Below are 22911 nucleotides of genomic sequence, written 5' to 3'. Positions count from 1 at the left end.
TCGGACAGGTGAGCTTTTCGTATGCGACCGTTGTCGAGGCGACACACCTGACCCCCCGGCTGCGCCGGATCACCCTGCAGATCGACGATCCGGCGGCGCTGCAGGTAAAAGCGGGCGGGGACTCCGCGGTCGGGGTCTATTTCCCGGTCCGGGCCGACGGTACGCATGGCGACCCGGCGTCCGCGGAGGCCGAGGGGCGCAACTATTCGGTGCGCCACAGCGACGGTGATCAGATCGTGCTCGACATCGTGTTGCATGCCCGCGGTATCGCCACGACGTGGGCGGCCGGTGCTGCACCGGGTGACCGGGTCGGGCTCGACCATGCCCGGTCGTGGTATCACCCCGGTCCGAACACCGAATGGCAACTGCTGGTGGCCGACATGTCCGGCCTGCCCGCTTTGGCGCGCATCATCGAGGAACTGCCGACGAGTGTGCCGGTGACCGTCATCGCCGAAGTTGTCGAACCCGGCGATCTGGCGTACCTGCCGGCCCGCTCCAACGTCGATATCGTGGCCAGTTCGGGAACTGGAAATGGCCATGCGGCAAGCGAACTCGCGGCATTGGTGCGTGCTCATCCATTGCCCGACGGTACGGGATACTGCTGGTTTGCCGGGGAGGCCGCCGAATCCCGTTCGGTCCGTAAGCATCTGCGCGGCGCCGGATGGGCCGTCGACCAACTCGACGTGACCGGCTACTGGCGATTCGACTCCGAAGCCTGGGACGCCAAGTTCGCCTTGGTGTCCGACGAGGTCGTCGCTGTCTGGGAGCGGGCGGTGGCCGAGGGTAAGGGTGAGCGGGTCGCCGACGAGGAGTACGATGAGGCGCTCGAGCGGGCTGGACTGTAAGGGGCGGCCTGGGCTTCTCAGCGTGCCTTCAGCGCGGCCGACCTAGCATCGGCCGCTATGCGACGAGGTGGACCGAGCGGTGCCGAATCCGGGAATGCAACGGTTTTCGGTGAACCGAAAATACAAACGTTGCTCGCCGCATTCGATTCTGTGCCAGAACGGAATACGGCTTCGATCGTCCGAAATCGTATGTACTGCAATATCTGAACGCACTTGCTGAGAACTCCCACAGCCGGGTCGATCTAAGGTCAGGCTGACTTAACAGCCGAAACGTCGAAATCTGTATGGAAAGGTGGCCGTGGGCAGCATGTCGGAAAACTGGAGCAGCCGAAAATCTCGGTGGGCCTTCACGGCCGGACTGGCCGCGTTCGCCCTCACCTTGACCGCGTGCGGATCGGGTTCCCCGGGGTCGGACGAGACCGGAACCACCGAGACCGGTGCGGCCGAATCGGCCGATACTCTGGTCATCTACTCGGGCCGGGACGAGGAACTGGTCTCCCCGCTGCTGGAGCAGTTCACCACCGACACCGGTATCGAGGTCGAGGTCCGCTACGCGGGCTCGGGCGAGTTGGCAGCACAGCTGATCACCGAGGGCGACGCCTCACCGGCAGATGTCTTCCTGTCCCAGGATGCCGGCGCGTTGGGTGCGGTCTCCAATGCCGGACTGTTCGCGCCGATCGACGCCGAGACACTGGCGAAGGTGCCGACCGCGTACTCCGCGGCCGACGGCACCTGGCTGGGGGTGTCGGGTCGTGCCCGGGTCATCGCCTTCAATCCGGAACTGGCCCCCACCGTGCCGGACACCATCGACGGGCTGCTCGACCCGGAGTGGAAGGGCAAGATCGGCTACGCCCCGAGCAACGCGTCCTGGCAGGCCTTCGTGACCGGCCTGCGGATCACCCGAGGCGAGGACGGTGCCCGCGAGTGGCTGCAGGCTTTCGCCGCCCAGGACCCGGTGCCGTTCGAGGGCAATGGTCCGATGCGCGACGCGATCAACTCGGGCGAATTGCCGCTGGGGCTGACCAACCACTACTACCTGTACGAGCTGATCCAGAGCACCTCCGCCGACGAGGTGAAGGCGCAGAACCAGTTCATGGCACCGGGTGATCCCGGTGGACTGATCAATGTGGCCGGGGTTGGTGTCCTCAACTCCGCTCCGCACGCCGAGCAGGCTCAGCAGTTCGCCGCCTACCTGGTCGGCACCGCCGGCCAGGAGTACTTCGCTGCCGAGACCACCGAGTACCCGTTGATCGAGGGTGTGGCACCGAGCGCCGAGATGCCGCCGCTGACCGAGTTGCAGCCGCCGGCGGTGGACCTGTCCCAGCTCGACGATCTCGAAGCCACCCAGGAACTGCTCGTCGAGACGGGCCTGCTGACCAACTGAACCGACTGTCGCTCAACCGGATACGGCGACCGCGGACACCGATAGCACTGGTGTCCGCGGCCGTCGCCGTGGGGGGCGCACTGCTGCTGCCGTTGTGGTACCTGGCGCTGCGGGCCAACGAACGTGGTCTCGGATTCGTCGTCCACGAACTCGTCCAGCCGCGCACTGCCGCGCTCGTCGGCCGGACGGCCCTGCTCGTGGGGGTGGTCACCGCGGCCTGTGTGGTACTCGGGGTCGGGTTCGCGGTCCTGATCCGGCGCACCGACATTCCTGGCCGCAAGGTGTTGGCGGTGGCGTTGACCTTGCCGCTGGCGATGCCGAGTTATCTGCTCAGCTACCTGTGGGCGTCTGCGGCCCCCTCGATCGTCGGCTTCTGGGGTGCCTGCTTGGTGCTCACCCTGGTCAGCTACCCGCTGGTGATGATGCCGGTGATGGCCGCCTTCGCGCGGGCCGATGCGGCGCAGGAAGAAGTGGCCCGGTCTCTGGGGCTCAATGGGTTTGCCGTGTTGGTCCGGGTGACTCTGCGACAAGCCCGGGCGGCCATCGCGGCCGGTGCGCTGCTGGTCGCGCTTTATGTGCTCAGCGATTTCGGCGCCGTCGCGGCGATGCGGTACGAGGCGTTCACCTGGGTGATCTACGGCGCCTACCGATCCGGGTTCAATCCGGCACGGGCCGCCGTACTGTCGCTGGTGCTCTTGGTGTTCGCGGTGGCCCTGATCGTCGCCGAACACCGCGCCCGCGGTCGGGCAGCGGCCGCGCGAATCGGGTCGGGGTCCCCGCGGCCCGCGCCGGTGAGTCACCTCGGCCGGTGGACCCCGGTCGCCTCCCTCCCGGTCATCGCGGTACTGACCGCGGCGCTGGTGGTTCCGTTCCTGGAGCTGGCACGGTGGCTGTCGGCCGGCGGTGTCCGATTCGACAGGGATGAGTGGACCTCGGCGCTGCTGGCGACGATCTGGTTGTCGGCAGTCGCCGCGGTGGTGTGCACCCTGGCCGCGCTACCGCTCGGGGTGCTCGCCGCGCGCTATCGCAGCCGTACCACCAGAATGTTGGAGGGCGCCGCCTATCTGTCGCACGGGCTGCCGTCCATTGTTGTTGCCATCGCCATGGTTTCGGTCGGCGTGCTGCTGCTACGACCGATCTACCAGCGTGAGCCACTGCTGGTTCTCGCGTATGCGGTGCTGTTCGTTCCGCTGGCGGTCGGTTCGATCCGCACGGCGGTGGAAGCGGCACCCATCCGGCTCGAGGAGGTCGCCCGATCGCTGGGCCGGACTCCGCTGCAGGCGTTCCTCGGTATCACCGCGCGTGGTGCGCTGCCTGCCATCGCGGCGGGCGCGGCGCTGGTTCTGCTGACCTGTATGAAGGAACTGCCGGTCACCTTGCTGTTGCACCCCACCGGCACCAGCACCTTGGCGACCAGATTGTGGGGTCACAGCTTCGTCAGCGACTACGCGGAGGCGGCACCGTATGCCGCGGCGCTCATCGCCTTTGCGGCCGTGCCGACCGCAGTGCTCGGATGGTGGAGTGCCAACATCGGTAGGGAGGGCCGCGGTGACCGATAGATCACCCGGTATCAGCGCCACCGGCATCGGAAAGTCCTTCGGTGGCAAGGTCGTCCTGGATGGTGTCGACCTTGAGGTCGCTGCCGGCAACATCACGGCGCTGCTCGGGCCGTCGGGGTGTGGCAAGACGACATTGCTCCGAATCCTCGCGGGGTTCGAGTATCCGGACCGGGGATCGGTGGTCGTCGACGGCCGCCCGGTGGCAGGACCGGGGGTGAAAGGTGTTCCCGCCCATCATCGTCGGGTGGGTCTGATGCCCCAGGAGGGTGCGCTGTTCCCGCACCTGAGCGTGGCGAGGAACGTGACCTTCGGACTGCCGCGCCGGCTGCGGTCGGATGCCGGCGTCGCGCAGCGCTGGCTCGATATCGTGGATCTAGGTGGCTTCGGTGCGGCTCGCCCGCACGAACTTTCCGGCGGTCAACAACAACGGGTCGCGCTGGCCCGAGCGTTGGCAGCGGAGCCGAGCGTCTTGTTGCTCGACGAGCCCTTTGCCGCTCTCGACGCCGGCCTGCGGGCCCGGGTGCGCGAGGAGATCGCAGGTATTCTGCGCGCGACGCAGACCACCGCGTTGCTGGTCACCCACGATCAGACCGAGGCACTGTCGCTGGCCGATTCGGTGGTACTTCTGTTGAACGGCAGGGTTTCTCAGCACGGACCGCCGGACGAGCTGTACGCGTGTCCGCAGACGCTCGCTGTGGCCAGATTCATCGGGGACACCATCGAACTGGCCGGAGTGGTCCGTGCCGGAGTGGCGAGCACCGCCCTCGGCAGCCACCGGGTGCGCGGCCGTGTCGTCGATGGTGACGTGGTGGTGGTGCTGCGACCCGAGCAGGTGCGCCTGGTCGGGGACCCAACCGTTGCGGCCGCGACGGTGACGGCCAGCCGGTTCTTCGGGTCCGATATCGCGGTGCATGTCGAGTTGAACGACGGTACGCCACTGGTGATTCGGCGCCCGGCAGCAGAGGGTGCCGGTATCGGGGAGGTCGTCAGGGTGGCGGTGGACGGTACCGTGCTCGCCTACCCGTCAGGGTAGTTCGTGGCCGGGCGTCACGTCTGACGCCGAACATGAAGTTGATGGCGGTATCTCGGCCAGATCTTGCGATCTACTTCAGTTTCGCCGCTGGGACAGCGTCGCCTTCAGCGCGTCCAACACGCTCGGATCCTCGATGGTCGAGGGTACCGGCTCGTCCTTGCCGTCTGCGATCCCGCGCATGGTCTTGCGCAGGATCTTGCCCGACCGTGTCTTCGGCAGAGCGGCAACCACATCCACCAGCTTGAAGCTCGCCACCGCACCGATATCGTTGCGCACGGCCTCGATCAGCTCGGAATCCAGCCCGTCGGCGCTGAATCCGGATTTCAGGACCACCAGGGCGCGCGGCACCTGACCCTTCAGATCGTCGGCCACGCCGATGACGGCGCATTCGGCCACCGCCGGGTGCGTGGCCAGCACGGCCTCGATCGACCCGGTGGACATCCGGTGCCCGGCCACGTTGATCACATCGTCGGTCCGTCCCACCACGAACAGGTACCCGTCGGAATCGATGTGTCCGCCGTCGCCGGTCAGGTAGTACCCGTCGAAGGCCCGCAGATACGAGGACACGAAGCGATCGTCCTCACCCCACAGTGTGGGCAGCGTGCCCGGCGGCAGCGGCAGCTTGACGACGATCGAACCCTCTTCGCCCGCATCACATTCCGAACCGTCTGGGCGTAGCACCTTCACGTCGTACCCGGGCATCGGCACGGTCGCCGAACCGGGCTTGACCGGCAGCTGTTCGACACCCATCGGGTCGGCGGCGATGGCCCAGCCGGTCTCGGTCTGCCACCAGTGGTCGATGATCGGGATGCCCAGCTTCTCTGAGGCCCACTCGTAGGTGCCGGGATCCAGCCGTTCGCCGGCCTGGAACAGGTACTTGAGCCCGGACAGGTCATAGTCGGCGAGCTTGGTCGCGTCCGGGTCATCTTTCTTGATGGCCCGGATCGCGGTCGGCGCGGTGAACAGTGCCTTGACGTTGTGTTCGGCGGCCACCCGCCAGAACGCCCCGGCATCGGGGGTGCCGACCGGTTTGCCTTCGTACAGAACGGTTGTCGCGCCCAGCAGCAGCGGCGCGTAGACGATGTAGGAGTGGCCCACCACCCAGCCGACATCGGAGGCGGCCCAGAACACCTCGCCGGGCGCGAGGTCGTAGAGGTGGCGCATGGTCCACAACAACGCCACGGCATGGCCACCGTTGTCGCGGACGATGCCCTTGGGCTTGCCGGTGGTGCCGGAGGTGTAGAGGACGTACAGCGGGTCGGTGGCGGCGACCGGTACCGGGTCGACTGGCTCCGCGGCGGCCATGGCCTCCGCCCAGTCGACATCGCGGCCCTCGACCAACTCGCATGGGTGCTGCTCACGCTGCAGGATCACGCAGCGCGGCGTGGTGTGCTCGGCCAGCGTCAGCGCGGTGTCCAGCATCGGCTTGTACTCGACGACGCGGGTCGGTTCGATGCCGCATGATGCCGACACCACGACGGTCGGTCGGGCGTCGTCGATGCGGGTGGCCAGCTCGTGCCCGGCGAACCCGCCGAACACCACCGAGTGCACCGCGCCGAGGCGTGCGCAGGCCAGCATGGCGATGAGGGCCTCGGGCACCATCGGCATGTAGATGACCACCCGGTCGCCCTTGCCGACACCGAGCCCGCGCAGCACACCGGCGAACAGGGCGGTCTGATCCAGCAGTTCGCGGTAGGTATAGGTGCGCTTGGTACCGGTGACGGGGGAGTCGTAGATCAGCGCGGTCTGATCGCCGCGCTCACCGATGTGCCGGTCCAGCGCGTTGGCGCAGGTGTTGAGCTCCCCGTCGGGGAACCAGCGGTAGAACGGCGGGTTGCTGGCATCGAGCACCCGCTGCGGTTCCTTGGTCCAGGTGACAGCCTTGGCGGCGTCGGCCCAGAACGCCTCCGGGTCGGAGATGCTGGCGTCAAAAAGTGCACGGTAGCCGGACATGGTTCAAACCGTAATCTGCGTCACGTTGCAACGCGGTTGCAACGCCACGAAAGGCGGACCAGCGGTCGACGAGCTGCGCCCAGCGGGCTATCCGGTGCGGCCCAGCGCGGCCAGCACCTGGCGCTGCCGGTCGGCATCAGGCCCCGGGTCGACGGCCGGCCCGCAGACCCCGTCCATCCTGATCGCGTCGCCGAAGCCGGTGATGGCCTGCTCCAGTGAATCGAGTTCGGGCTCGGTGAACCGGTACGGCGTCGCCGTGACCGCGGCCAGGTCCCAACGGTGCGCAATCAGGTCGAAACCGTAGAACTGCAGTAGCACGTCCCCGATGGTGGTCGGGCCGAAGTGCCCGTCGAACTTGCGGCCGGGCACCTCGGGATCGGCCAGCACCTCCATGATGGCGGAGGTGTGCGCGGCCCAGGCCGCCGATGGGTCGGCCAGGTCGGGGCGCGCGGGCAGGTCAAAACCGTGCCGGTCGAAGAAGTCGCGCTGGGTGTCGATCAGGTGGGCGAGCACATCGCGGGCGGTCCACCCCTCGCACGGGCTGGGCGCCGCCCACTGGGCCGGCGTCAGCGTGGCGATCACCTGGGCCATGCCCGCGGCCAACGCGTCGTAGGTCTCTGGGACACTCGAATCCGTCATGGGACAGACGGTAGGTGGCACCGATGGCTGACGGATTGGACAAACCCGACAACACCGTCGCCGAAGAGCCGGCACATCTGCTCGATCCCGCCCACCAAGCCGCGATCCAGATGACGCGACCCGAGGCGGCACCGGACCTGGACGGCCTGGTTCGGCGGTTCTGGATCCCGGTCTGGGATGTGCCGCCCGGTGCGGTCTACACCCAGCAGGTACTGCAATACCCGGTCTGTCTGATGGTGATCACCGCCGAATATGCCCGCTTCTACGGTCCGTCCTCGGGGTTGAACAGCACGCCGCTGTCGGGTGTCGGCTGGGCCGCCGGGGTGATGTTCGAACCGGCCGCCGGAGCCCTGATCACCGGTGGGCCGGTTGCGCGGTGGACCGACACCCACATCGAACTCGCCGACCTGCTGGGTGAATCCGGGGCCACCCTGGTCACACCGGTTCGCGCCGCCATGGCCACCGATCCGGCTGCGGCACAGTCACAATCGGCCGCGGTCGAGCTCTATCACCAGTTCCTGCGCCGTTTCCTGCCGGTCGACGAGCAGGGCCGGCTGGTCAACGACATCGTCGCCCACATCGAGGACAATCCCGAGGTGAGCCGGGTCGCCGATGTCTGTGCCCACTTCGACATCGGGGAGCGCTCGCTGCAGCGGCTCACCCGGCACCGTGTCGGGCTCAGCCCGAAATGGCTGGTCCGTCGCCGTCGTATCCAGGACGCGACCTGGCGGCTGCGCACCGGGGCGACGACGATCGCGGCCGTCGCCGCCGACCTGGGCTACGCCGACGAGGCACACCTGAGCCACGATTTCCGGCGTGTCACCGGGATGACGCCGGGAGCGTTCGCCGCGCGCTACGCCGACTGATTCCGCACCATGGTCACCGCCTGCTCGGCCACGGCGCTGAGCACCCGGCGATCGCGGATGCTCAACGTGCGGCCCGACAGCAGCAGCCAATGGTCGTGGTCGATGACGTCGATCGCGGTGTCCGCGGCATCAACATCCGTGCACGGGTCCTGCCCAGCCGAGGCCAGTAGGTCACCGTCGGCGGCCAGGATGCTCACGGCGCGTTGCGAATACGCCTCCCGGACCCGTTCCAGCAGCAGGCTCAGATCGGCGCTGCGCAACGCGGAGTCGGCGAACAACGCCAACAACTCGGCCTCCCGGGCCAGCCGCCGCGCCTCGGCCGCCCGGTGCGCGGCGCGATCCACCAGCGCGGCGACGGCCACCGCGACCAACAGCAGGACCAGGATGGTCACCACGCTGTCGGCGTCGTACACGGTGAGGCTGCGCACCGGGTGCACCAGGAAGTAGGTCAGCAGTAGTCCGGACAGCACCGCGCACAATGCGGCCGGGGCGAACCCGCCCAGCAGTGCCACCGCCAGCACACCGGTGAAGAACAACGCGCTCTGCCCGCCGATACCCAGCGCACCGGCCGGCAACCAGGTCATCACCGCGCAGATGACGCCCGGAATCACCAGCGCGGCAAGCCAGGACATGATGTGGCGGCGACGCGGGCTGAGCTGGGACCACGTGATCCCGGAGTGCGCCTCGGGGTGGGTGACCATGTGCACGTCGACACGTCCGGACTGCTGGATCACCTGATCGCCGATACCTTCGTCGAACATCCGCGCCCACCTCGACCGCCGGGACGTGCCGAGTACCAACTGGGTGGCATTGACGCTGCGCGCGAAGTCCAACATGGTGGCCGCGACATCCTCGCCGACCACGGTGTGCATCGTCGCACCGAGGCTGGCGGCGAGCTCGCGCAGCACCTTCTTCTGCTGCGGGGTGATGGCCACCAGCCCGTCGCCCTGCACCACATGCACGACCTTGAGCTCCGCGCCGGAGCGCGACGCGATCCGCGAGGCGCGGCGTACCAGCGTCTCGGATTCGGGTCCACCGGACACCGCGACCACCACCCGTTCGCGGGCCTCCCAGGTGTCGGTGATGTTCTTGTCGGTGCGGTACTTGGCCAGCGCCGCGTCCACCTCGTCGGCCAGCCACAGCAGTGCGAGCTGTCGCAGCGCGCTCAGGTTGCCGGGGCGGAAGTAGTCCTCCAGGGAGGCCTGCGCCTCGGCGGCCGGGTAGACGTTGCCGTGAGCGAGTCTGCGCCGCAAGGCTTCCGGGGTGATGTCGACCAGCTCGATCTGGTCGGCCGCACGCACGATGTCGTCGGGGATGCGCTGCTGTTCGACGACCCCGGTGATGTGCCCGACGACGTCGTTGAGGCTTTCCAGGTGCTGCACGTTGACGGTGCTGATCACGGTGATGCCGGCGTTGAGGATCTCCTCGACGTCCTGCCACCGGTGTGCGTTGCGGCAGCCCGGGGTGTTGGTGTGGGCCAGGTCGTCGACCAGGACGACCTGGGGTCGGCGCGCCAGCACCGCGTCGACGTCGAGTTCGCGCTGCCGGGTGCCCTGATGTTCGACGATCTTCGGCGGGATCACCTCGATACCGGCGAGCTGCTGGGTGGTCTTGCGGCGGCCGTGTGTGTCGACGACGGCGGCCACCACATCGGTGCCGCGTTCCAACCGGCGGTGGGCTTCGGAGAGCATCGAGTAGGTTTTGCCGACGCCGGGCGCCGCACCGAGGTAGATGCGCAGGTCTGCGCGTTTACGGCCGAGGATGCTCACCCACCCATCATCCCCTGTGCGGCTACTCCTGGAAACGGTATCCCATGCCGGCCTCCGTGATCAGATGCTTCGGGTGCGACGGGTCGACCTCGAGTTTGCGGCGCAGCTGGGCCAGATACACCCGCAGGTAGTGGGTCTCCTTCGCGTACGCCGGGCCCCACACCTCCTTGAGCAGTTCCTCGCGGCCGACCAGCTTGCCGCGGTGGCGCACCAGCATCTCCAGCATGCCCCATTCGGTGGGGTGAGATGCACCTCGGCACCGCTGCGGGTCGCCTTCTTGGCGGTCAGATCGACTGTGAACGAGGAGGTTTCGACGACAGGCTGATCGTCCTCGGTGGCGGTACTGCCGCGCCGGACGGCGGCGCGCAGCCGGGCCAGGAACTCGTCCATGCCGAACGGTTTGGTGACGTAGTCGTCGGCGCCGGCATCGAGGGCCTCCACCTTGTCCGAGGAGTCGGTGCGCGCCGAGAGCACGATCACCGGCACGGTCAGCCAGCCGCGCAGCCCGGCCAGCACGTCGATCCCGGACATGTCGGGCGTGGTCGTGGTCACTAGTACCTCTCCGGGAACAGCAGGGCCGAGAACAGGAAGAGCGCGATCAGGATCGCCAGCACCAGGCCGACGCCGTTGGCAACGTTCACAGTCGCTCGACCAGCTTCTGCACCAGGCCGAGCAACGCGAACACCGCGACTGTCAGCACGAGGAATATGACGGTGGATAACACGTCGGATCAACACTCCTGCGGTCGTTTACGCCTCCGCCGAACGTGGTCGGAAGCCGATGCCGAAACTACGGCTGGATTTGGCCCGTGAACTGGGCATTAACGGTTCCTTGACGCCGGCAGCGGGGATCTTTACGGCGTTCATGCGCCAGTGTGATCTCCGGCTACCGCACAGCTGGCGGACAGCCGGGCCGCGTATCACCGAAGTCATGACAGTTCTGGGTATGCATGCGGCTCGCCCGCACCGGCTGCGCGCCTCGGTGCGGGCCGTGCGGCGGGTGTTGCCCCGGGCGGGGTGCGGGTTACCTGCGGCGCTGTTGACCGATCCACTGGTGTCGGCCTGGGTGCGGGCACACGGTGTGACGGTGCATGCGCGCGGCGGTGACGAGTTGGCGTTGGTCCGTGGCAGTGGGGTGGCGCCCGAGCAGGTGGTGTGGCGTTGCGGTGCGACGGCAGTGAGTATTTCGGGTGCGTTGACCAGCGGCGTGACGCGCTTTGTCGCGTGCACCGAACACCATCTGGAGGTGTTGGCGGCGTTCTCCGGTGGGACCGCATCGGTGCATCTCGATCTGGGCTGCCCGGTGTCCGGTCCGGGCATGCCCCGCGTGATCGGGATGCATTGTGAGATAAGCAGTTCCGAACCTGATGACTGGGCTGCCGCGGCGGGGCGGCTGCTCGGTCGACTGGCGAGTATGCGCTCCAGGGGTGCGGAGGTGACCCGCATCAGCCTGCTCGGTGGGTCGGCGACGCCCTGGTTACGGGCGGACAAACAGGAACTGACGTCGATCGCGTCGGCCGTGGATGAGGCCATCGATGACGGCTGCGCCCGGTGGCGGTTGGCGCGACCGGCGGTGACGCTGGGGCCGTCGCGATCGGACTGACACGCTAGAGTTTGCGATGGCAAACAATCGCGACGCGGAGGTGATCCGGTGCGACTGCACCTGGCGGCAGGTTTTCTGGCAATGGCAGCCTTGTTGAGCGGCTGCGGCAACGAGCGGGAACTGGACGGCGCAGCGGTGAGCTCCGCGAGCACCGAGGAGTCGGTCGCGGCTTCGGCCGATCCCGTCGCGGATGCCGAGGCCGTGGAGGCGGTCTTCGAGCAGTACCGCGTCGAGGCGGGGGCGCAGAACGGCGCGGCGGTACCCGCCCTGATCAGCCCGGCCACCATTGAGCACTACGACAACGTGGTGTCGCTGGCGCGGACGGCCGGACCGGCCGAGATCGCGAATGTCGGGATGATGGACCGGCTGATGATCGCGCGACTGCGGGTGCAGGTGCCGCCGGAGTTCGACACGATGGACGGCTCCGGGCTGTTGGTCTACGGGGTGGACGAGGGCATGATCGACGCGGCTGCGCTGGAGGGCAACACCCTCGGCGACGTCCGCGTCGAAGGCGACCGTGCCTACGCCCCGATGCTGGTGCAGGGTGAGCCTGCCGGGACGGATTGGGAGTTCGCCCGGACTTCGTCGGGTTGGACCTTCGATCTGGCCGCCGGGTTCCCGTTGGTCAACGAGGCTCTGCAGCAGGTGGCGGTCGACGGCGATATGACCGAGGACGAGTTCATCTTCACGGCCGTCGAGATGGTCACCGGCTCGCCGGTGGACGCCTCCGTGTGGGAAGCCCCGGCCGCCTAGATCTGGGCCGGACCGACGCAACGGTCGTCTGACAGCGCCGCCGTGCCATAGTTTCCGTGGCGAGGCTGTCAGCGGAACATTGCAACTGTGTCCTCAGGTTCCGAAATCAGTTCAGCACCGGGACGGTCGTGGGGTCGAGCTGTTCGTACGCTCGCCACCACACGGTTTCATGGTCGGCGCAAGTGATCGCCCCGTCGTCGAGTCGGCGGTCCGCGCGCGTCATGGCCGTCCCGATCGTTTCGATCAGGCGGGCCCGGATCAGCAGCGCGGTGTCGGAATTAGGCGCCGGCACAGTCACTTCCATCGACCGGACCGCCGCGCTGACTGCCTTCGCTCGGATCCGGGCGCTGATCCCGGCGGCCGCTGTGGCGCAGCTGCCGATCAGCGCGGCCGACCACGGGTCGGCGAAGCCGGACAGGATGGCTGTCGCCGACAACCACAGCACAGCACCCCATGCCGGGAAGCCGCGTCATAGTCGGACCCGGCGTCGCTCCTCGACGGAGATCCCGGGCGGGTACATGACGATCCGGTAGGACGTGGCGCCCCAGCGCTGAGGGTGGATGGTCAACGCTCCCCAGGCGGTGTCGCCGTCGAGGAGCAGCTGCCAGAGTCGCCTGATGGTGTCGGTCACCTGTCCACGATGCGCCGGGTTCGGCGCGGCCGAGCCGTCTCATACGGAATCTTGACGGGCCCGGCAGCCTTCCTTACGGGATCTCCACCGCCATTTAGGCTGATGTGCGTGAGCAATCCCGCCCCGCGAGATGAATCCGCCGGTGACTCGATCGCCCATGCGCTGCGCGATGACATCCTGGCCGGGCGCCTGCAGCCCGGCACCCGCCTCGTCGAGGACACCATCGCCAAGCAGTTCGGGGTGTCGCGGATCCCGGTGCGGGAGGCCCTGACACGGCTGCAGTCCGAGGGGTTTGTCAGCATCATCCGGCACCGCGGAGCGACGGTGTCGACGACGCTGATCAAGGACAGCCGGGAGTTGTTGCAGATCCGTCGCGGACTGGAGTCACTGGCAGCACAACTGGCCGCCGCGAACCGGGGTGGCGCCGTCGCCGCCGAACTCGCCGGCATCGCTGCCGGCACCGACGATCACGAGACCCCGTTCCATGAGCTCGTCGCGCAGGCGTCGGGTAACCAGCAGTTGGCCGAGCTGCTGAGCTCGGTGAATCGGCGGGTCAACTGGGGATTGGGCAACAATCCGGACGCTTCAGTCGGGGATCATCGGATTCTGGCCATGGCCATCGTCAACGGTTCGACCACCCAGGCCGGTTATCTGATGGACGAGCATCTGCTGCGTGACGAGCGGTATTTCGACGAGATGTTCGACACCGACAACGACCGCTGAGCCGAAGTAGCGCCGCTTGGATTGTTTAACAATATCGGGTAGATTTTCATTCTTGTAACGTAACTACCCTGTTGGGCAATGTTGATGAAACAGAAGTCGTATACAACTTCAGTCAGCGCGATTGAGGTCAGGGACGACTTGCGGTCGGGCTCACCGACACGAGGGGTGTCGGTGCCACCTTTCATCACATTCGGAGCCCGCCGTGTCCCTGAAGGATCGTTTCAAGTCCGCACCCGACGCCGAGGGAGAAGCCGATGCTGCGGCCGCCCCCGGCCTGACCGCCGTCCTGGACCGCATCGGCTTCGGCCGTGTCCAGGCCGCCCTGATCCTGCTGCTGATGGCCGGATTGTTCTTCGATTCGCTCGAGCAGAACTCCACCGGCGCCATGGGGCCGTTGCTCAAGGAAACCTTCGGGATCGGCAATGCCGAGCTGACGATGATCAATACGGTCACCGTCGTCGGCGGCCTGGTCGGCCGGCTGATCGGCGGCTACCTCGCCGACAAGTACGGTCGCCGCTTCGCGCTGAGTCTCAACCTATTGGTCTATACCCTCGGCGGTTTGATCAGCGCCGTCGCCATCAACTACGAGATGCTCTTGGCCAGCCGCTTCATTGTCGGCATCGGACTCGGTGGCGAGTTCACCGTCGGCCTGGCGATCTTGAGCGAGATCATGGCCACCCGCTACCGCGGCTCAATGACGGCCACCCTGAACCTCGCCTCCGGCGGCTTCGGCAACCTGGTCTCGTTCGGGTTCTTCTGGCTGGTGCTCGGCCCACTGAACGACTCGCTCGGTGGCAACGACACCTCGTGGCGCTGGACCTACGTCATGCTGGCGCTGCCTGCGGTCCTGGTGGTGTACTTCCGTCGCTACCTGCCCGAGTCGCCCCGATTCCTGCTCTCCAAGGGTCGCATCGAGGAAGCCAACCAGAGCCTGACCCGGCTGGCCAGCGGCAGTGTCGCAGGTCTGCGCAATCCCGGCCCCACAAAACAATTCGTGACCGGCGACGATATCCCGCTACAGACCAAGAGCAGCTACGCCGAGGTCTTCAAGGGCCGCAACCTGCGCCGCACCATCGCCGTCGGCGCCGCGTCCTGGATGTCCTTCGGTGCGCAGGTGACCCTGCTCTTCCTGATGCCGATCCTGCTGGTGTCGCGTGGGTACTCGCTGTCGGACTCGTTGGCCTACACCATGTTCATGCACATCGGCTCGGTGTTCGGCGCCCTGACGGCCTCGTTGTTGGCAGGGAAAGTCAAGCGCCGCACTGCAGTCGGAGGCGCCGCCATTTGTGGGTGTGCCGCAGCCATCAGCTTCGCGGTATTCGCCGACAGTGCGCTGAAGATCGTCATCCTGGGCATGATCTTCAAATACTTCACCATGATGACGAACACCCTGCTGTCGGTGTGGTCGCCGGAACTGTTCCCGACCTCGGTGCGTGCCATGGGCACCTCGGTGGTCAACGGTATCGGCAACGTCGCCGGCGCGGTCATGCCGTTCGCCGCGCTGTTCTTCTTCGACCGGTTCGGAGTGCCCGGGGTGTTCTTCATGATCGCGGTGATGTACGTGCTGCTGTTCGTCGCCTCCCGCTTCGGCCCCGAGACCCTGGGCAAATCGCTGGAAGAGGTCTCCGAGCAGCCGCGGGTCCTCGCCCCGGCCTGATCACCCTCCCACGATAGAAAGGAAACACGAGATATGTTGCATCTCAATATCTCCGCCACCGCACATGCACTGAACTACCTGCCCCAGTACTACGCCGATCACGTGGGTGTGTTCGCCGATCGTGAGTTGACGGTGGGCGCTACCGCCCGCGACCCGTGGACCGGTGTGCTCGACGATCTGGACTCCGGAATCGCCGATGTCGCCCTGGGCGGGCTGTGGGTCCCGGCGATGTACCACGCGGGCCCGCGGGAGTTGACCGTCTTCGCTCAGGTGAATCATCAGTTCCCCAAGGCCCTGGTCATGCGTTCGGCGCAGCCGGGTTTCACGTGGAGTGACCTCGTCGGCAAGACAGTTCTGGCACCGGGTATCGGCGGCAGCGCCCCGTATGCCTTCACCGCCGGGTTGATCCGCGAGTCCGGTGTGGACCCGGCATCGATCACCTTCCTGCGGGACCTCTCGACACCGATGTATGTCGAGATGTTCGGTGCTGGACTCGGTGACGCCATCGTCGCCGACCTGGTCACCGCGGAGGCGATGCAGCGCAAGGGAACCGGGTACATCGCCGCCGACTATCTGGAGGTCGGCGGGCTGGGGCCCAACAGCGTCTATTATTGCCGCACCGACCGATTCGACGAACTCTCCGAGCGGCTGGTCCGGTTCGTCTCGGCGTTGCAGGAATCGATGCAGCTGCTCAAGTCGGTCGCCGTGGAGGATCTGGCGCCGCTGATGCGCGACCACTGGCCGACGACGCCGTTGCCGACGTTGTCGGGTGCGTGTGAGCGGATGCTGTTGTCGCACACCTGGGATACCCCGGTCATCGATGCCGACGCCACCGATCGGTGGACGGGAATCCTGCACGCCGAAGGCATGGTGGCCACCCAACCCCGCTTCACCGATTTGGTGAGCTCCGCTGTGGTCGACCAAGTCACCGAACTGGCACCGCGATGACGCTCATCCTGACGCACTCGCAGATCTCGGAACTTCTGGACCGGGACCAGATCCGCAAGGCTGTCGAGCAGGCCTTCGCAGGGCTGGCGGCCGGCGAGTACGGCAATCCGGCGCCGCACGGTCTGGTACTGCCCGATCACGCGGTGGCGCTGCCCATGGTGGCGACCGGCGCCGGGATGACCACGGTGAAGCTGTTGTCCGACGTCCCGGGCAACCGGGAACGCGATCTGCCGACGCAGCGCTCGACCATTCTGGTCACCTCGGCGGTGACGGGGGAGTGTGTGGCGTTGTTGGACGGGCGGGCCATCACCGCGGTGCGGACGGCGGCGGCCAGTGCGGTGGCCACCGACCATCTGGCCCGGGATTCGGCCAAGGTTCTGGGCCTCATCGGTGCCGGAAATCTCGCCGTCGAGCATGCGTATTCGGTGGCCGCCGTGCGCGATATCGACCGCATCGTGGTGTGGTCGCGCAGCATCGACACGGTCGAACGGTTCCGGTCCCGAGTGGAGAGCCTGCGGGTTCCGGTGGTGTCGGTGCCCGAGCCCGAGGATGTCTTCGGGTCCGCCGACATCGTCTGTACATTGACGCCGTCGAAGGATCCGATCGGGTTCGGGCAGTGGTTCCGGCCCGGTCAGCACATCAACGCCGTCGGGGCGCCGCCACGGGCCGATCACCGCGAGATTGACGCAGCGGGCATGGGGCGGGCACGACTGGTCGTCGACAGCACACCGACGGTCCTGGCGAAATCCGGTGCGGTCCTGCTGGCCATCGAGGAAGGGCTGTTGACTGCCGATGATGTGCGCACCGAGCTCGGTGCAGTGGTCGCCGGGACGGCTGTAGGTCGCGAATCCGACTCCGATATAACGTTGTTCGAGTCGGTCGGATTGGGACTGCAGGACCTGGCCACCGCCGGACTCGTCATCGAACAGGCCTACGCGAAGGGGGTCGGCACCTCCGTCGCCATGGCCTCCTGACTGTGGGCGCGGGGCCGGTATCGGTCAAATACAGTCCCCGCGCTCACCACAGCGCCCGCCGTCTGTTGACGGCGGTCGCTGCTGTGCTCGGCGATCAGTCGTCCCAGCGATCATCCCAGTCATCGTCCCAGTCGTCGTCGCGCCAGTCGCCCGGATGCCAGTTGTGCTGCCAGCCCGGCCAACCTGCGATGTGCTGATGGATCTCGCCGCGGACGTAGTCGTCCAGGTCGTCGAACGGTGCGTCGGCCGGGACCGTGATCATGTTCACCGACCGCGGCAACACAGTGTCGGCGGCAGCGGCCCCGGCCCCGGCGATGCCCAGACCGCCGATCGCGGCTCCCACGATCGCGAGCTTCGCGATGATCTGCATATGTGTCTCCTTGTCGTCTCGCATCCCGATGACTCCACTGTCACGTCGGCAGATGAGGAGTGCTGGAGGTGAAGATGAGTGATCTCTCATGTCCGGGCTGATCGATGACGACCGAACCGGTCGCATCGGCCCATGCCGTTGCCTAGGCTTCGTCTGGTGGAAGTCGAGGTTGGCGACGTCGCGCAGGCCGCATACACCGGCGAACTGCCGGAATGGTCAGCGGTCGAGTCATTGGTCGAGGCCGCACATCGGCGTCACCGATCCGATACAGATGGCTCGGTTGCCGACTACATTCCGGTTCTCGCGCAGGCCGATCCGAACTGGTTTGCAGTATGTGTCGCCGAGGTCGACGGTGGTGTGCACGCTGCGGGCGATATCGACATCGAGTTCTCGATCCAGTCGATTTCGAAGGCGTTCGTCTATGCGTTGGTCTGTCAGGAATACGGGCATCAGGCGGTGGCCGAGCGGATCGGGGTGAACAACACCGGGCTGCCGTTCAACTCGGTCATCGCGATCGAACTCAACGACGGCCATCCCATGAATCCGATGGTCAATGCCGGCGCGATCGCCACCACTGCGCTGATCCCTGGAGCTGATCCGGAGGCTCAGTGGCAGCATATCGTCGCCGGGCTCTCGGACTTCGCCGGTCGACCGTTGGAAATCGACGAGGCCGTGTACCGGTCGGAAGCCGAGACGAATCAGCGAAACCGGGCGATCGCTCGGTTGTTGGAAAGCTACGGGCGCATCGATCGGGACCCGCTTGAGGTCGTCGACGTCTACACCCGCCAGTGTTCACTGCGCGTGACGGCCCGAGATCTGGCGGTGATGGGCGCGACATTGGCAGACGGGGGAGTCAACCCGGTCACCGGCCGGCGGGTCGTGTCGGCGGGGGTGTGTCGCGACGCCTTGGCCATCCTGGCTTCGAACGGAGCGTACGAGCGGTCGGGTGAGTGGCTGTTCGAGATCGGCCTGCCCGGGAAGTCCGGTGTCGCGGGTGGTCTGGTGACGGTCGCCCCGGGCAAGGCCGGCATCGGCACGTTCTCGCCGCCGTTGGATTCGGCCGGAAATAGTGTGCGCGGCCAACGCGCCACCGCCTACCTCTCACGGGTACTGGGACTCAACATCTTTGCCTCGCAGGCCCACACTCTGTCCGCACAGCGAAAGGCGCGCCCGTGACCGTCCGGTCCATCGACACTGAAGACCGCACATCATGGCTGCCGATGGTGGCGCTGTTCCTCGCGCAGATGTTGATGTCGTTCAATGTTGCGGCACTACCAGTTTCGATCGGTGGCATGGTCGAGGACTTCGGTGTGCCGCCGACCGCGGTGAGCACGGCGATCGTCACCTACGGACTGGTGGTCGCCGCACTGGTGATGGTGGGCGCCAAAATCGGGCAGCGGGTGGGTTGGATCGTCGTCTTCCGCGTCGTGGTCGCCGCCTTCGCCGGTTCAGCTCTGCTGATGATCTTCTCGCCCGCGGTGGCGTGGGTGATCGCCGCGCAGGCAGTGGCGGGAGCGTCCGCCGCGATCATCGTTCCGTCGCTGGTCGCATTGATCGCTGCCAATTACCGTGGCGCACAGCAGGCGACAGCCGTGGGATCGCTGGGTTCAGCGCGGGCCTTGTCTGGCGTCAGCGCGTTTCTTATCGGCGGGACACTCGGAACCTTCGTCGGCTGGCGGCCGGTGTTCGGGATCGTGCTCCTGCTGGCGGTGGCCGTGTTCGTGTTCAGTTTCCGGCTCCAGTCCGCTCCCGGTGACAAATCGGTGGATATCGACATCCTGGCTGCGGTGTTGATCGGCGTGGCGGTCATGTCCTTGACGCTGGGGTTCAACAACCTCAACGGGTGGGGCGTCCTGCAGGCGACACCCGACGCGCCGTTCGATCTGATGGGGTTGTCGCCCGCACCCGTCCTTGTCGTGATCGGCGTGATGCTCGGTCAGGCCTTCTTCGCCTGGACACGGCGCCGTACCCGCACCGGCAAGGTGCCACTTGTCAGCCTGTCGGTGCTGGGTTCGCCCCGGGAACGCGCAGCGGTGTACGCCATGTTCATCGTGGTCTCGCTGGAGGCGGCACTCAATTTCACTGTTCCGCTGTACATCCAGATCGTGCAGGGACGCACGCCATTTGACACCTCGATGGCGATGCTGCCGTTCAACCTGACCGTGTTCGTCACCGCGACCCTCGTCGTCCGGTTCTACAAGCGCTTCACCCCTCGCGCCATCGGTGTCTTCTCCTTCGTCCTGACCACCGCTGCGCTCATCTGGCTGTCGTTCGTGGTGACCAACAACTGGGAGACCCTGCCGACGATCCTCGGCCTGATCGTCTTCGGCATCGGGCAGGGTGCCCTGGTGACACTGGTCTTCAACGTGCTCGTGACCGCGGCGCCCAAGGAGTTGGCCGGTGACGTCGGCTCGGTGCGCGGTACCACCCAGAACCTCGCCTCCGCCGTCGGTACGGCGATCGCCGGCGCCATGCTGGTCGGCATTCTGTCGCTGAATGTGGGTCAGGCGGTCATCAACGATGTCGACATCCCGGACCGGTTGATCGCCCAGGTCGACCTCGATCAGGTCAACTTCGTCAGTAATGACCGTCTGCGTGACGTGCTCGCGCGGACCGATGCTTCCGACGCGGAAGTCGATGCGGCGGTTCAGATCAACACCGATGCGCGGCTGCGGGCGCTGAAGCTGGGGCTGCTGATTCTGGCCGGGGTCAGCGCGATCGCGATCGTGCCGGCCTCGAGGCTGCCGGGATACCGACCGGACGAGATACCCGAGAACGTCGGCAGTGCAGCCAGTCCCGTCGTCCTGGAGTCGCCAGAGGATTGACGGCCTTATCGGCGAGCGTGCGTGTCTGCGGACCGACACACCGTGTCGGGGAGGAGTTTTCGCGCGCTCGCTTCAGCGGTCCGGTTTGTCGGACCCTGTCTTTAGAATCGGGGTATGCCGCCTCCGACAGCGCCATACGCCGAGCATGTGGTGTCGGTGGCGGATCGGATGTTGGGCTTGTATGACCGGATCGCGGAATTGATGGGTCAACGCAACGCGATCGACGGCGAATTGGTGGGGATCGTTGCCGAGATGGACGGTGGCCAGGGCCCGGCGTTGTGGGGTGATTCGGGGTGTCGTTCGTTGGCGGCGTTGGTGGCGTGGCGCACCGGCATGTCCCCACGCAACGCCCAAACGTTGGTGGCGATCGCCCAACGCACCGACCAGTTTCCGCGGTTGACGGCCAGCCTGTGTGAGGGACAGTTGTCGATGGATCAGTTCGGGGTGATCGCTGAGCGCGCCGCCGATGGTTCCGATGACCACTACGCAGAGTTGGCCAAGACCGCGACGGTGACGCAGTTGCGGACCGCGGTCAAACAGGAACCCCAGTCCAAGCCGGAGCCGAAACGGGAATCCAAGCGGGATTTCATCAGCTACGAGCAGGACGGCTACACCACCTACCGGATCCGGCTGCCCAAGTTGGAGGCCGCGACGTTCGACGCGGCGATGGCCTCCCACAAAGACAAACTGGTCGCGGACTGGACACGTGACCGCGAGGCCCAAGGCAGCCGTGATGCCGCCGCGCAGATTCCGGAGGCCACGGTGGACCCTGATGTGGCGCTGCCCGCGGATCCCAGGCCGCCGTTGCCCACCAATGTGGATGCATTCATGAGTGTGGTCGAGGCCGGCTGGGACACCGACGTCGCCGCGCGTCCGCACGGGGCGCACACGACTGTCATCGCGCACCTCGATGTGGGCAGCAAGGTCGCCGCCCTGCACCTGGGGCCGGTGCTCACCGATGCCGAACGCCAATTCCTACTCTGCGATGCCACGTGTGAGGTGTGGCTGGAACGCCATGGCCGCCCGATCGGCGCCGGCCGCAGTACGCGGACCATTTCGCGGCGGTTGCGGCGGGCGTTGGAGCATCGGGACAAGACCTGTGTGGTGCCCGGCCGCGGCGCGACCATGGGGTTGCATGCTCACCACTTGGTGCACTGGGAGGACGGCGGGGAGACCGAGCTGCGCAATCTGGTGCTGGTCTGCCCCTACCACCACCGCCTGCATCACAAACGTGAACTCATCCTGATCGGACCCGCGGATCGGCTCCGGGTCACCGACCGGTGGGGCCGACTCTTGACCAGTGCGTCGCTGGCCCGGCCACCCACCAGACCACCCCCGCACGTCGCACCGTGTCGCGGCCCATCTGGGGAACGCGCCCAATGGTGGTGGTACACACCCTATGAACCCCAGGACCCACCCACCGAGAATTAGGCGGGGTTCTCCTGAGCCGACGTGTCGGATCGGCGTTGCGCCATTCGTCGTATGGATGGAGAGTTCAACACGAGGTTGCGCTCCCTGATCCGAAGGACGGACGACGATGCATTACCTGGCGATTCTGCGGGGCCCCGAGCCCACGGGCGAGTTCGACGCCGCCGCTGCGGAGGCCATCATGGCCGAGTACACCGAGTTCAATACCCGCGCCGGTCACGCCATCCGCGGTGGCGACGCGCTGGCTCCGGCTGCCGAGGCGGTGCGGATTGCCAACGGGGTGAGCACCGACGGGCCGTTTGTCGAGGGAGCCGAGGTGGTGGGCGGCTACTACGTCTTCGAGGCCGACAGTCTCGATGAGGCGGTCGAATTGGCTCGGCACATCCCGGCATGCAAGGCCGGCGGGGTCGAGGTGTGGCCGATGGTCGACTGGGAGGCGCCGGCCGGCCCGCTGGGCGCCGACTGGTTCGCACTGCTGTTGGAGCCGCCCGGAGTGACGTTCTCGGAGCCGGGCAGTGAGCAGTGGGACACCGAGATCCGCGAGCACGAGGTGTTCGGTGAAACCTATGGCGAGCACATCTTGGGTGGGGCGGCCCTGCATCCCCCGGCCACGGCGGCCTCGGTGCGGGTGCGCGGCGGCGAGGCGATCGTCACCGACGGACCGTATGCCGAGGGCGCCGAGGTGGCGGGCGGGTTCTATCTACTACGTGCCGCCGACCGCGAGGAGGCCGTCAAGATCGCCGGCCAGATCCCGGTGTCGATCGTCGAGCTTCGCCAGCTCGCCAACATCTCGGCGTTGACGTAGAACACCCCCGGCCGGTGCGGCCGAGGGTGCTCTGCTGTAGTCGCTAGCTGTACTGACCACAGACGTTAGGTACGGCGTGGCGTGGTGACATGAAGAAGACCTCCGAGTGAAGTGCGAGCTGTCTAGGAACGCACCAACCCTCTCGGA

The 22911-nt window shown here is 66.7% G+C and carries 19 protein-coding genes and 3 pseudogenes; 15 read left to right on the top strand and 7 right to left on the bottom strand.

Annotated elements, in window-relative coordinates:
- Positions 1–8: 8 nt before the first annotated feature.
- The 4 genes from ACLBYA_RS28555 (at position 9) to ACLBYA_RS28540 (ending at position 4821) form a co-directional block, all read left to right on the top strand.
- Positions 9–845 carry a siderophore-interacting protein gene (locus ACLBYA_RS28555; RefSeq protein WP_447712850.1) on the top strand — a complete coding sequence of 279 codons (837 nt, stop codon included), beginning with the start codon at positions 9–11 and terminating at the stop codon, positions 843–845.
- Positions 846–1152: 307 nt separating this feature from the next.
- Positions 1153–2229, top strand: a complete 1077-nt coding sequence (locus ACLBYA_RS28550) for an iron ABC transporter substrate-binding protein (RefSeq protein WP_447712849.1) — start codon at positions 1153–1155, stop codon at positions 2227–2229.
- A gap of 41 nt (positions 2230–2270) precedes the next feature.
- Complete coding sequence (locus tag ACLBYA_RS28545) at positions 2271–3788, top strand: ABC transporter permease (RefSeq protein WP_447712908.1); 1518 nt, start codon at positions 2271–2273, stop codon at positions 3786–3788.
- Complete coding sequence (locus tag ACLBYA_RS28540) at positions 3778–4821, top strand: ABC transporter ATP-binding protein (protein ID WP_447712848.1); 1044 nt, start codon at positions 3778–3780, stop codon at positions 4819–4821. Before ACLBYA_RS28545 ends, ACLBYA_RS28540 begins: the two co-directional genes overlap by 11 nt.
- Positions 4822–4896: 75 nt before the next feature.
- Here ACLBYA_RS28540 and ACLBYA_RS28535 read toward each other — a convergent pair whose 3' ends face one another.
- Together ACLBYA_RS28535 and ACLBYA_RS28530 are read right to left on the bottom strand one after the other, a co-directional pair.
- Entirely contained in the window at positions 4897–6774 is a 1878-nt protein-coding gene (locus tag ACLBYA_RS28535; protein WP_447712847.1) for a propionyl-CoA synthetase, read from the bottom strand.
- Positions 6775–6861: 87 nt separating this feature from the next.
- A complete protein-coding gene (locus tag ACLBYA_RS28530) occupies positions 6862–7413 on the bottom strand; it encodes a maleylpyruvate isomerase family mycothiol-dependent enzyme (protein WP_447712846.1) in 552 nt (183 codons plus the stop codon).
- 23 nt (positions 7414–7436) lie between these two features.
- On the opposite strand from ACLBYA_RS28530, the gene ACLBYA_RS28525 reads away from it, so the two are divergent.
- Positions 7437–8279 (top strand): helix-turn-helix domain-containing protein, encoded by an 843-nt coding sequence (locus ACLBYA_RS28525; protein WP_447712845.1) that lies wholly within the window; start codon positions 7437–7439, stop codon positions 8277–8279.
- Here ACLBYA_RS28525 and ACLBYA_RS28520 read toward each other — a convergent pair.
- The 3 genes and pseudogenes from ACLBYA_RS28520 to ACLBYA_RS28510 form a co-directional block, all read right to left on the bottom strand.
- Positions 8276–10048: pseudogene (locus ACLBYA_RS28520) on the bottom strand (DUF4118 domain-containing protein); the annotation flags it as partial. The gene ACLBYA_RS28525 and the pseudogene ACLBYA_RS28520 sit on opposite strands and share 4 nt — an antisense overlap.
- A 22-nt stretch (positions 10049–10070) precedes the next feature.
- Positions 10071–10663 (bottom strand): annotated as a pseudogene (locus ACLBYA_RS28515) (winged helix-turn-helix domain-containing protein); the annotation flags it as partial.
- A complete protein-coding gene (locus ACLBYA_RS28510) occupies positions 10600–10785 on the bottom strand; it encodes a potassium-transporting ATPase subunit F (RefSeq protein WP_447712844.1) in 186 nt (61 codons plus the stop codon). The gene ACLBYA_RS28510 and the pseudogene ACLBYA_RS28515, both read right to left, overlap by 64 nt.
- Before the next feature lie 193 nt (positions 10786–10978).
- Between ACLBYA_RS28510 and ACLBYA_RS28505 the strand changes: the two genes are divergently transcribed.
- Both ACLBYA_RS28505 and ACLBYA_RS28500 read left to right on the top strand, forming a co-directional pair.
- A complete protein-coding gene (locus tag ACLBYA_RS28505; protein ID WP_447712843.1) occupies positions 10979–11650 on the top strand; it encodes a hypothetical protein in 672 nt (223 codons plus the stop codon).
- Positions 11651–11731: 81 nt separating this feature from the next.
- Positions 11732–12403, top strand: a complete 672-nt coding sequence (locus ACLBYA_RS28500; RefSeq protein ID WP_447712842.1) for a hypothetical protein — start codon at positions 11732–11734, stop codon at positions 12401–12403.
- 106 nt (positions 12404–12509) lie between these two features.
- On the opposite strand, the pseudogene ACLBYA_RS28495 reads toward ACLBYA_RS28500, so the two are convergent.
- Positions 12510–13034, bottom strand: a pseudogene (locus ACLBYA_RS28495) (DUF6611 family protein).
- 102 nt (positions 13035–13136) lie between these two features.
- On the opposite strand from ACLBYA_RS28495, the gene ACLBYA_RS28490 reads away from it, so the two are divergent.
- The 4 genes from ACLBYA_RS28490 to ACLBYA_RS28475 all read left to right on the top strand — a co-directional run bounded on the left by ACLBYA_RS28490 (position 13137) and on the right by ACLBYA_RS28475 (position 17336).
- Positions 13137–13757, top strand: a complete 621-nt coding sequence (locus ACLBYA_RS28490) for a GntR family transcriptional regulator (RefSeq protein ID WP_447712841.1) — start codon at positions 13137–13139, stop codon at positions 13755–13757.
- A gap of 202 nt (positions 13758–13959) precedes the next feature.
- Positions 13960–15414, top strand: a complete 1455-nt coding sequence (locus ACLBYA_RS28485; protein WP_447712840.1) for an MFS transporter — start codon at positions 13960–13962, stop codon at positions 15412–15414.
- 33 nt (positions 15415–15447) lie between these two features.
- Positions 15448–16362, top strand: coding sequence for an ABC transporter substrate-binding protein (locus ACLBYA_RS28480; protein ID WP_447712839.1), 915 nt, complete (start codon positions 15448–15450; stop codon positions 16360–16362).
- Positions 16359–17336, top strand: a complete 978-nt coding sequence (locus tag ACLBYA_RS28475; RefSeq protein WP_447712838.1) for an ornithine cyclodeaminase family protein — start codon at positions 16359–16361, stop codon at positions 17334–17336. Before ACLBYA_RS28480 ends, ACLBYA_RS28475 begins: the two co-directional genes overlap by 4 nt.
- Positions 17337–17430: 94 nt before the next feature.
- Here ACLBYA_RS28475 and ACLBYA_RS28470 read toward each other — a convergent pair whose 3' ends face one another.
- Complete coding sequence (locus ACLBYA_RS28470) at positions 17431–17706, bottom strand: hypothetical protein (RefSeq protein ID WP_447712837.1); 276 nt, start codon at positions 17704–17706, stop codon at positions 17431–17433.
- Between the two features lie 156 nt (positions 17707–17862).
- Here ACLBYA_RS28470 and glsA point away from each other — a divergent pair, with 156 nt between their 5' ends.
- The 4 genes from glsA to ACLBYA_RS28450 all read left to right on the top strand — a co-directional run bounded on the left by glsA (position 17863) and on the right by ACLBYA_RS28450 (position 22764).
- The gene (glsA, locus tag ACLBYA_RS28465) at positions 17863–18882 is read left to right on the top strand and encodes a glutaminase A (RefSeq protein WP_447712836.1); all 1020 of its coding nucleotides are present in this window, start codon (positions 17863–17865) and stop codon (positions 18880–18882) included.
- The gene (locus tag ACLBYA_RS28460) at positions 18879–20531 is read left to right on the top strand and encodes an MFS transporter (protein WP_447712835.1); all 1653 of its coding nucleotides are present in this window, start codon (positions 18879–18881) and stop codon (positions 20529–20531) included. The genes glsA and ACLBYA_RS28460 overlap by 4 nt, the downstream gene beginning before the upstream one ends.
- Before the next feature lie 114 nt (positions 20532–20645).
- Positions 20646–21962, top strand: coding sequence for a DUF222 domain-containing protein (locus ACLBYA_RS28455; RefSeq protein ID WP_447712834.1), 1317 nt, complete (start codon positions 20646–20648; stop codon positions 21960–21962).
- Positions 21963–22068: 106 nt separating this feature from the next.
- Positions 22069–22764: a YciI family protein gene (locus tag ACLBYA_RS28450; protein WP_447712833.1), complete on the top strand. Its 696-nt coding sequence runs from the start codon at positions 22069–22071 to the stop codon at positions 22762–22764.
- The last annotated feature ends 147 nt before the right edge of the window (positions 22765–22911 follow it).

The organism is Mycobacterium sp. C31M (assembly GCF_053345865.1).
The sequence above is the reverse complement of the archived record's forward strand: the minus strand, read 5'-3'. Positions and strand labels throughout refer to the sequence as shown.

Excerpts from the sequence above, each read along its gene's own strand:
- ACLBYA_RS28550 (WP_447712849.1), top strand. The coding sequence starts at position 1,153 with ATGTCGGAAAACTGGAGCAGCCGAAAATCTCGGTGGGCCTTCACGGCC.
- ACLBYA_RS28535 (WP_447712847.1), bottom strand. The coding sequence starts at position 6,774 with ATGTCCGGCTACCGTGCACTTTTTGACGCCAGCATCTCCGACCCGGAG.
- ACLBYA_RS28530 (WP_447712846.1), bottom strand. The coding sequence starts at position 7,413 with ATGACGGATTCGAGTGTCCCAGAGACCTACGACGCGTTGGCCGCGGGC.
- ACLBYA_RS28525 (WP_447712845.1), top strand. The coding sequence starts at position 7,437 with ATGGCTGACGGATTGGACAAACCCGACAACACCGTCGCCGAAGAGCCG.
- ACLBYA_RS28505 (WP_447712843.1), top strand. The coding sequence starts at position 10,979 with ATGACAGTTCTGGGTATGCATGCGGCTCGCCCGCACCGGCTGCGCGCC.
- ACLBYA_RS28500 (WP_447712842.1), top strand. The coding sequence starts at position 11,732 with ATGGCAGCCTTGTTGAGCGGCTGCGGCAACGAGCGGGAACTGGACGGC.
- ACLBYA_RS28490 (WP_447712841.1), top strand. The coding sequence starts at position 13,137 with ATGTGCGTGAGCAATCCCGCCCCGCGAGATGAATCCGCCGGTGACTCG.
- ACLBYA_RS28480 (WP_447712839.1), top strand. The coding sequence starts at position 15,448 with ATGTTGCATCTCAATATCTCCGCCACCGCACATGCACTGAACTACCTG.
- ACLBYA_RS28475 (WP_447712838.1), top strand. The coding sequence starts at position 16,359 with ATGACGCTCATCCTGACGCACTCGCAGATCTCGGAACTTCTGGACCGG.
- ACLBYA_RS28470 (WP_447712837.1), bottom strand. The coding sequence starts at position 17,706 with ATGCAGATCATCGCGAAGCTCGCGATCGTGGGAGCCGCGATCGGCGGT.
- ACLBYA_RS28455 (WP_447712834.1), top strand. The coding sequence starts at position 20,646 with ATGCCGCCTCCGACAGCGCCATACGCCGAGCATGTGGTGTCGGTGGCG.
- ACLBYA_RS28450 (WP_447712833.1), top strand. The coding sequence starts at position 22,069 with ATGCATTACCTGGCGATTCTGCGGGGCCCCGAGCCCACGGGCGAGTTC.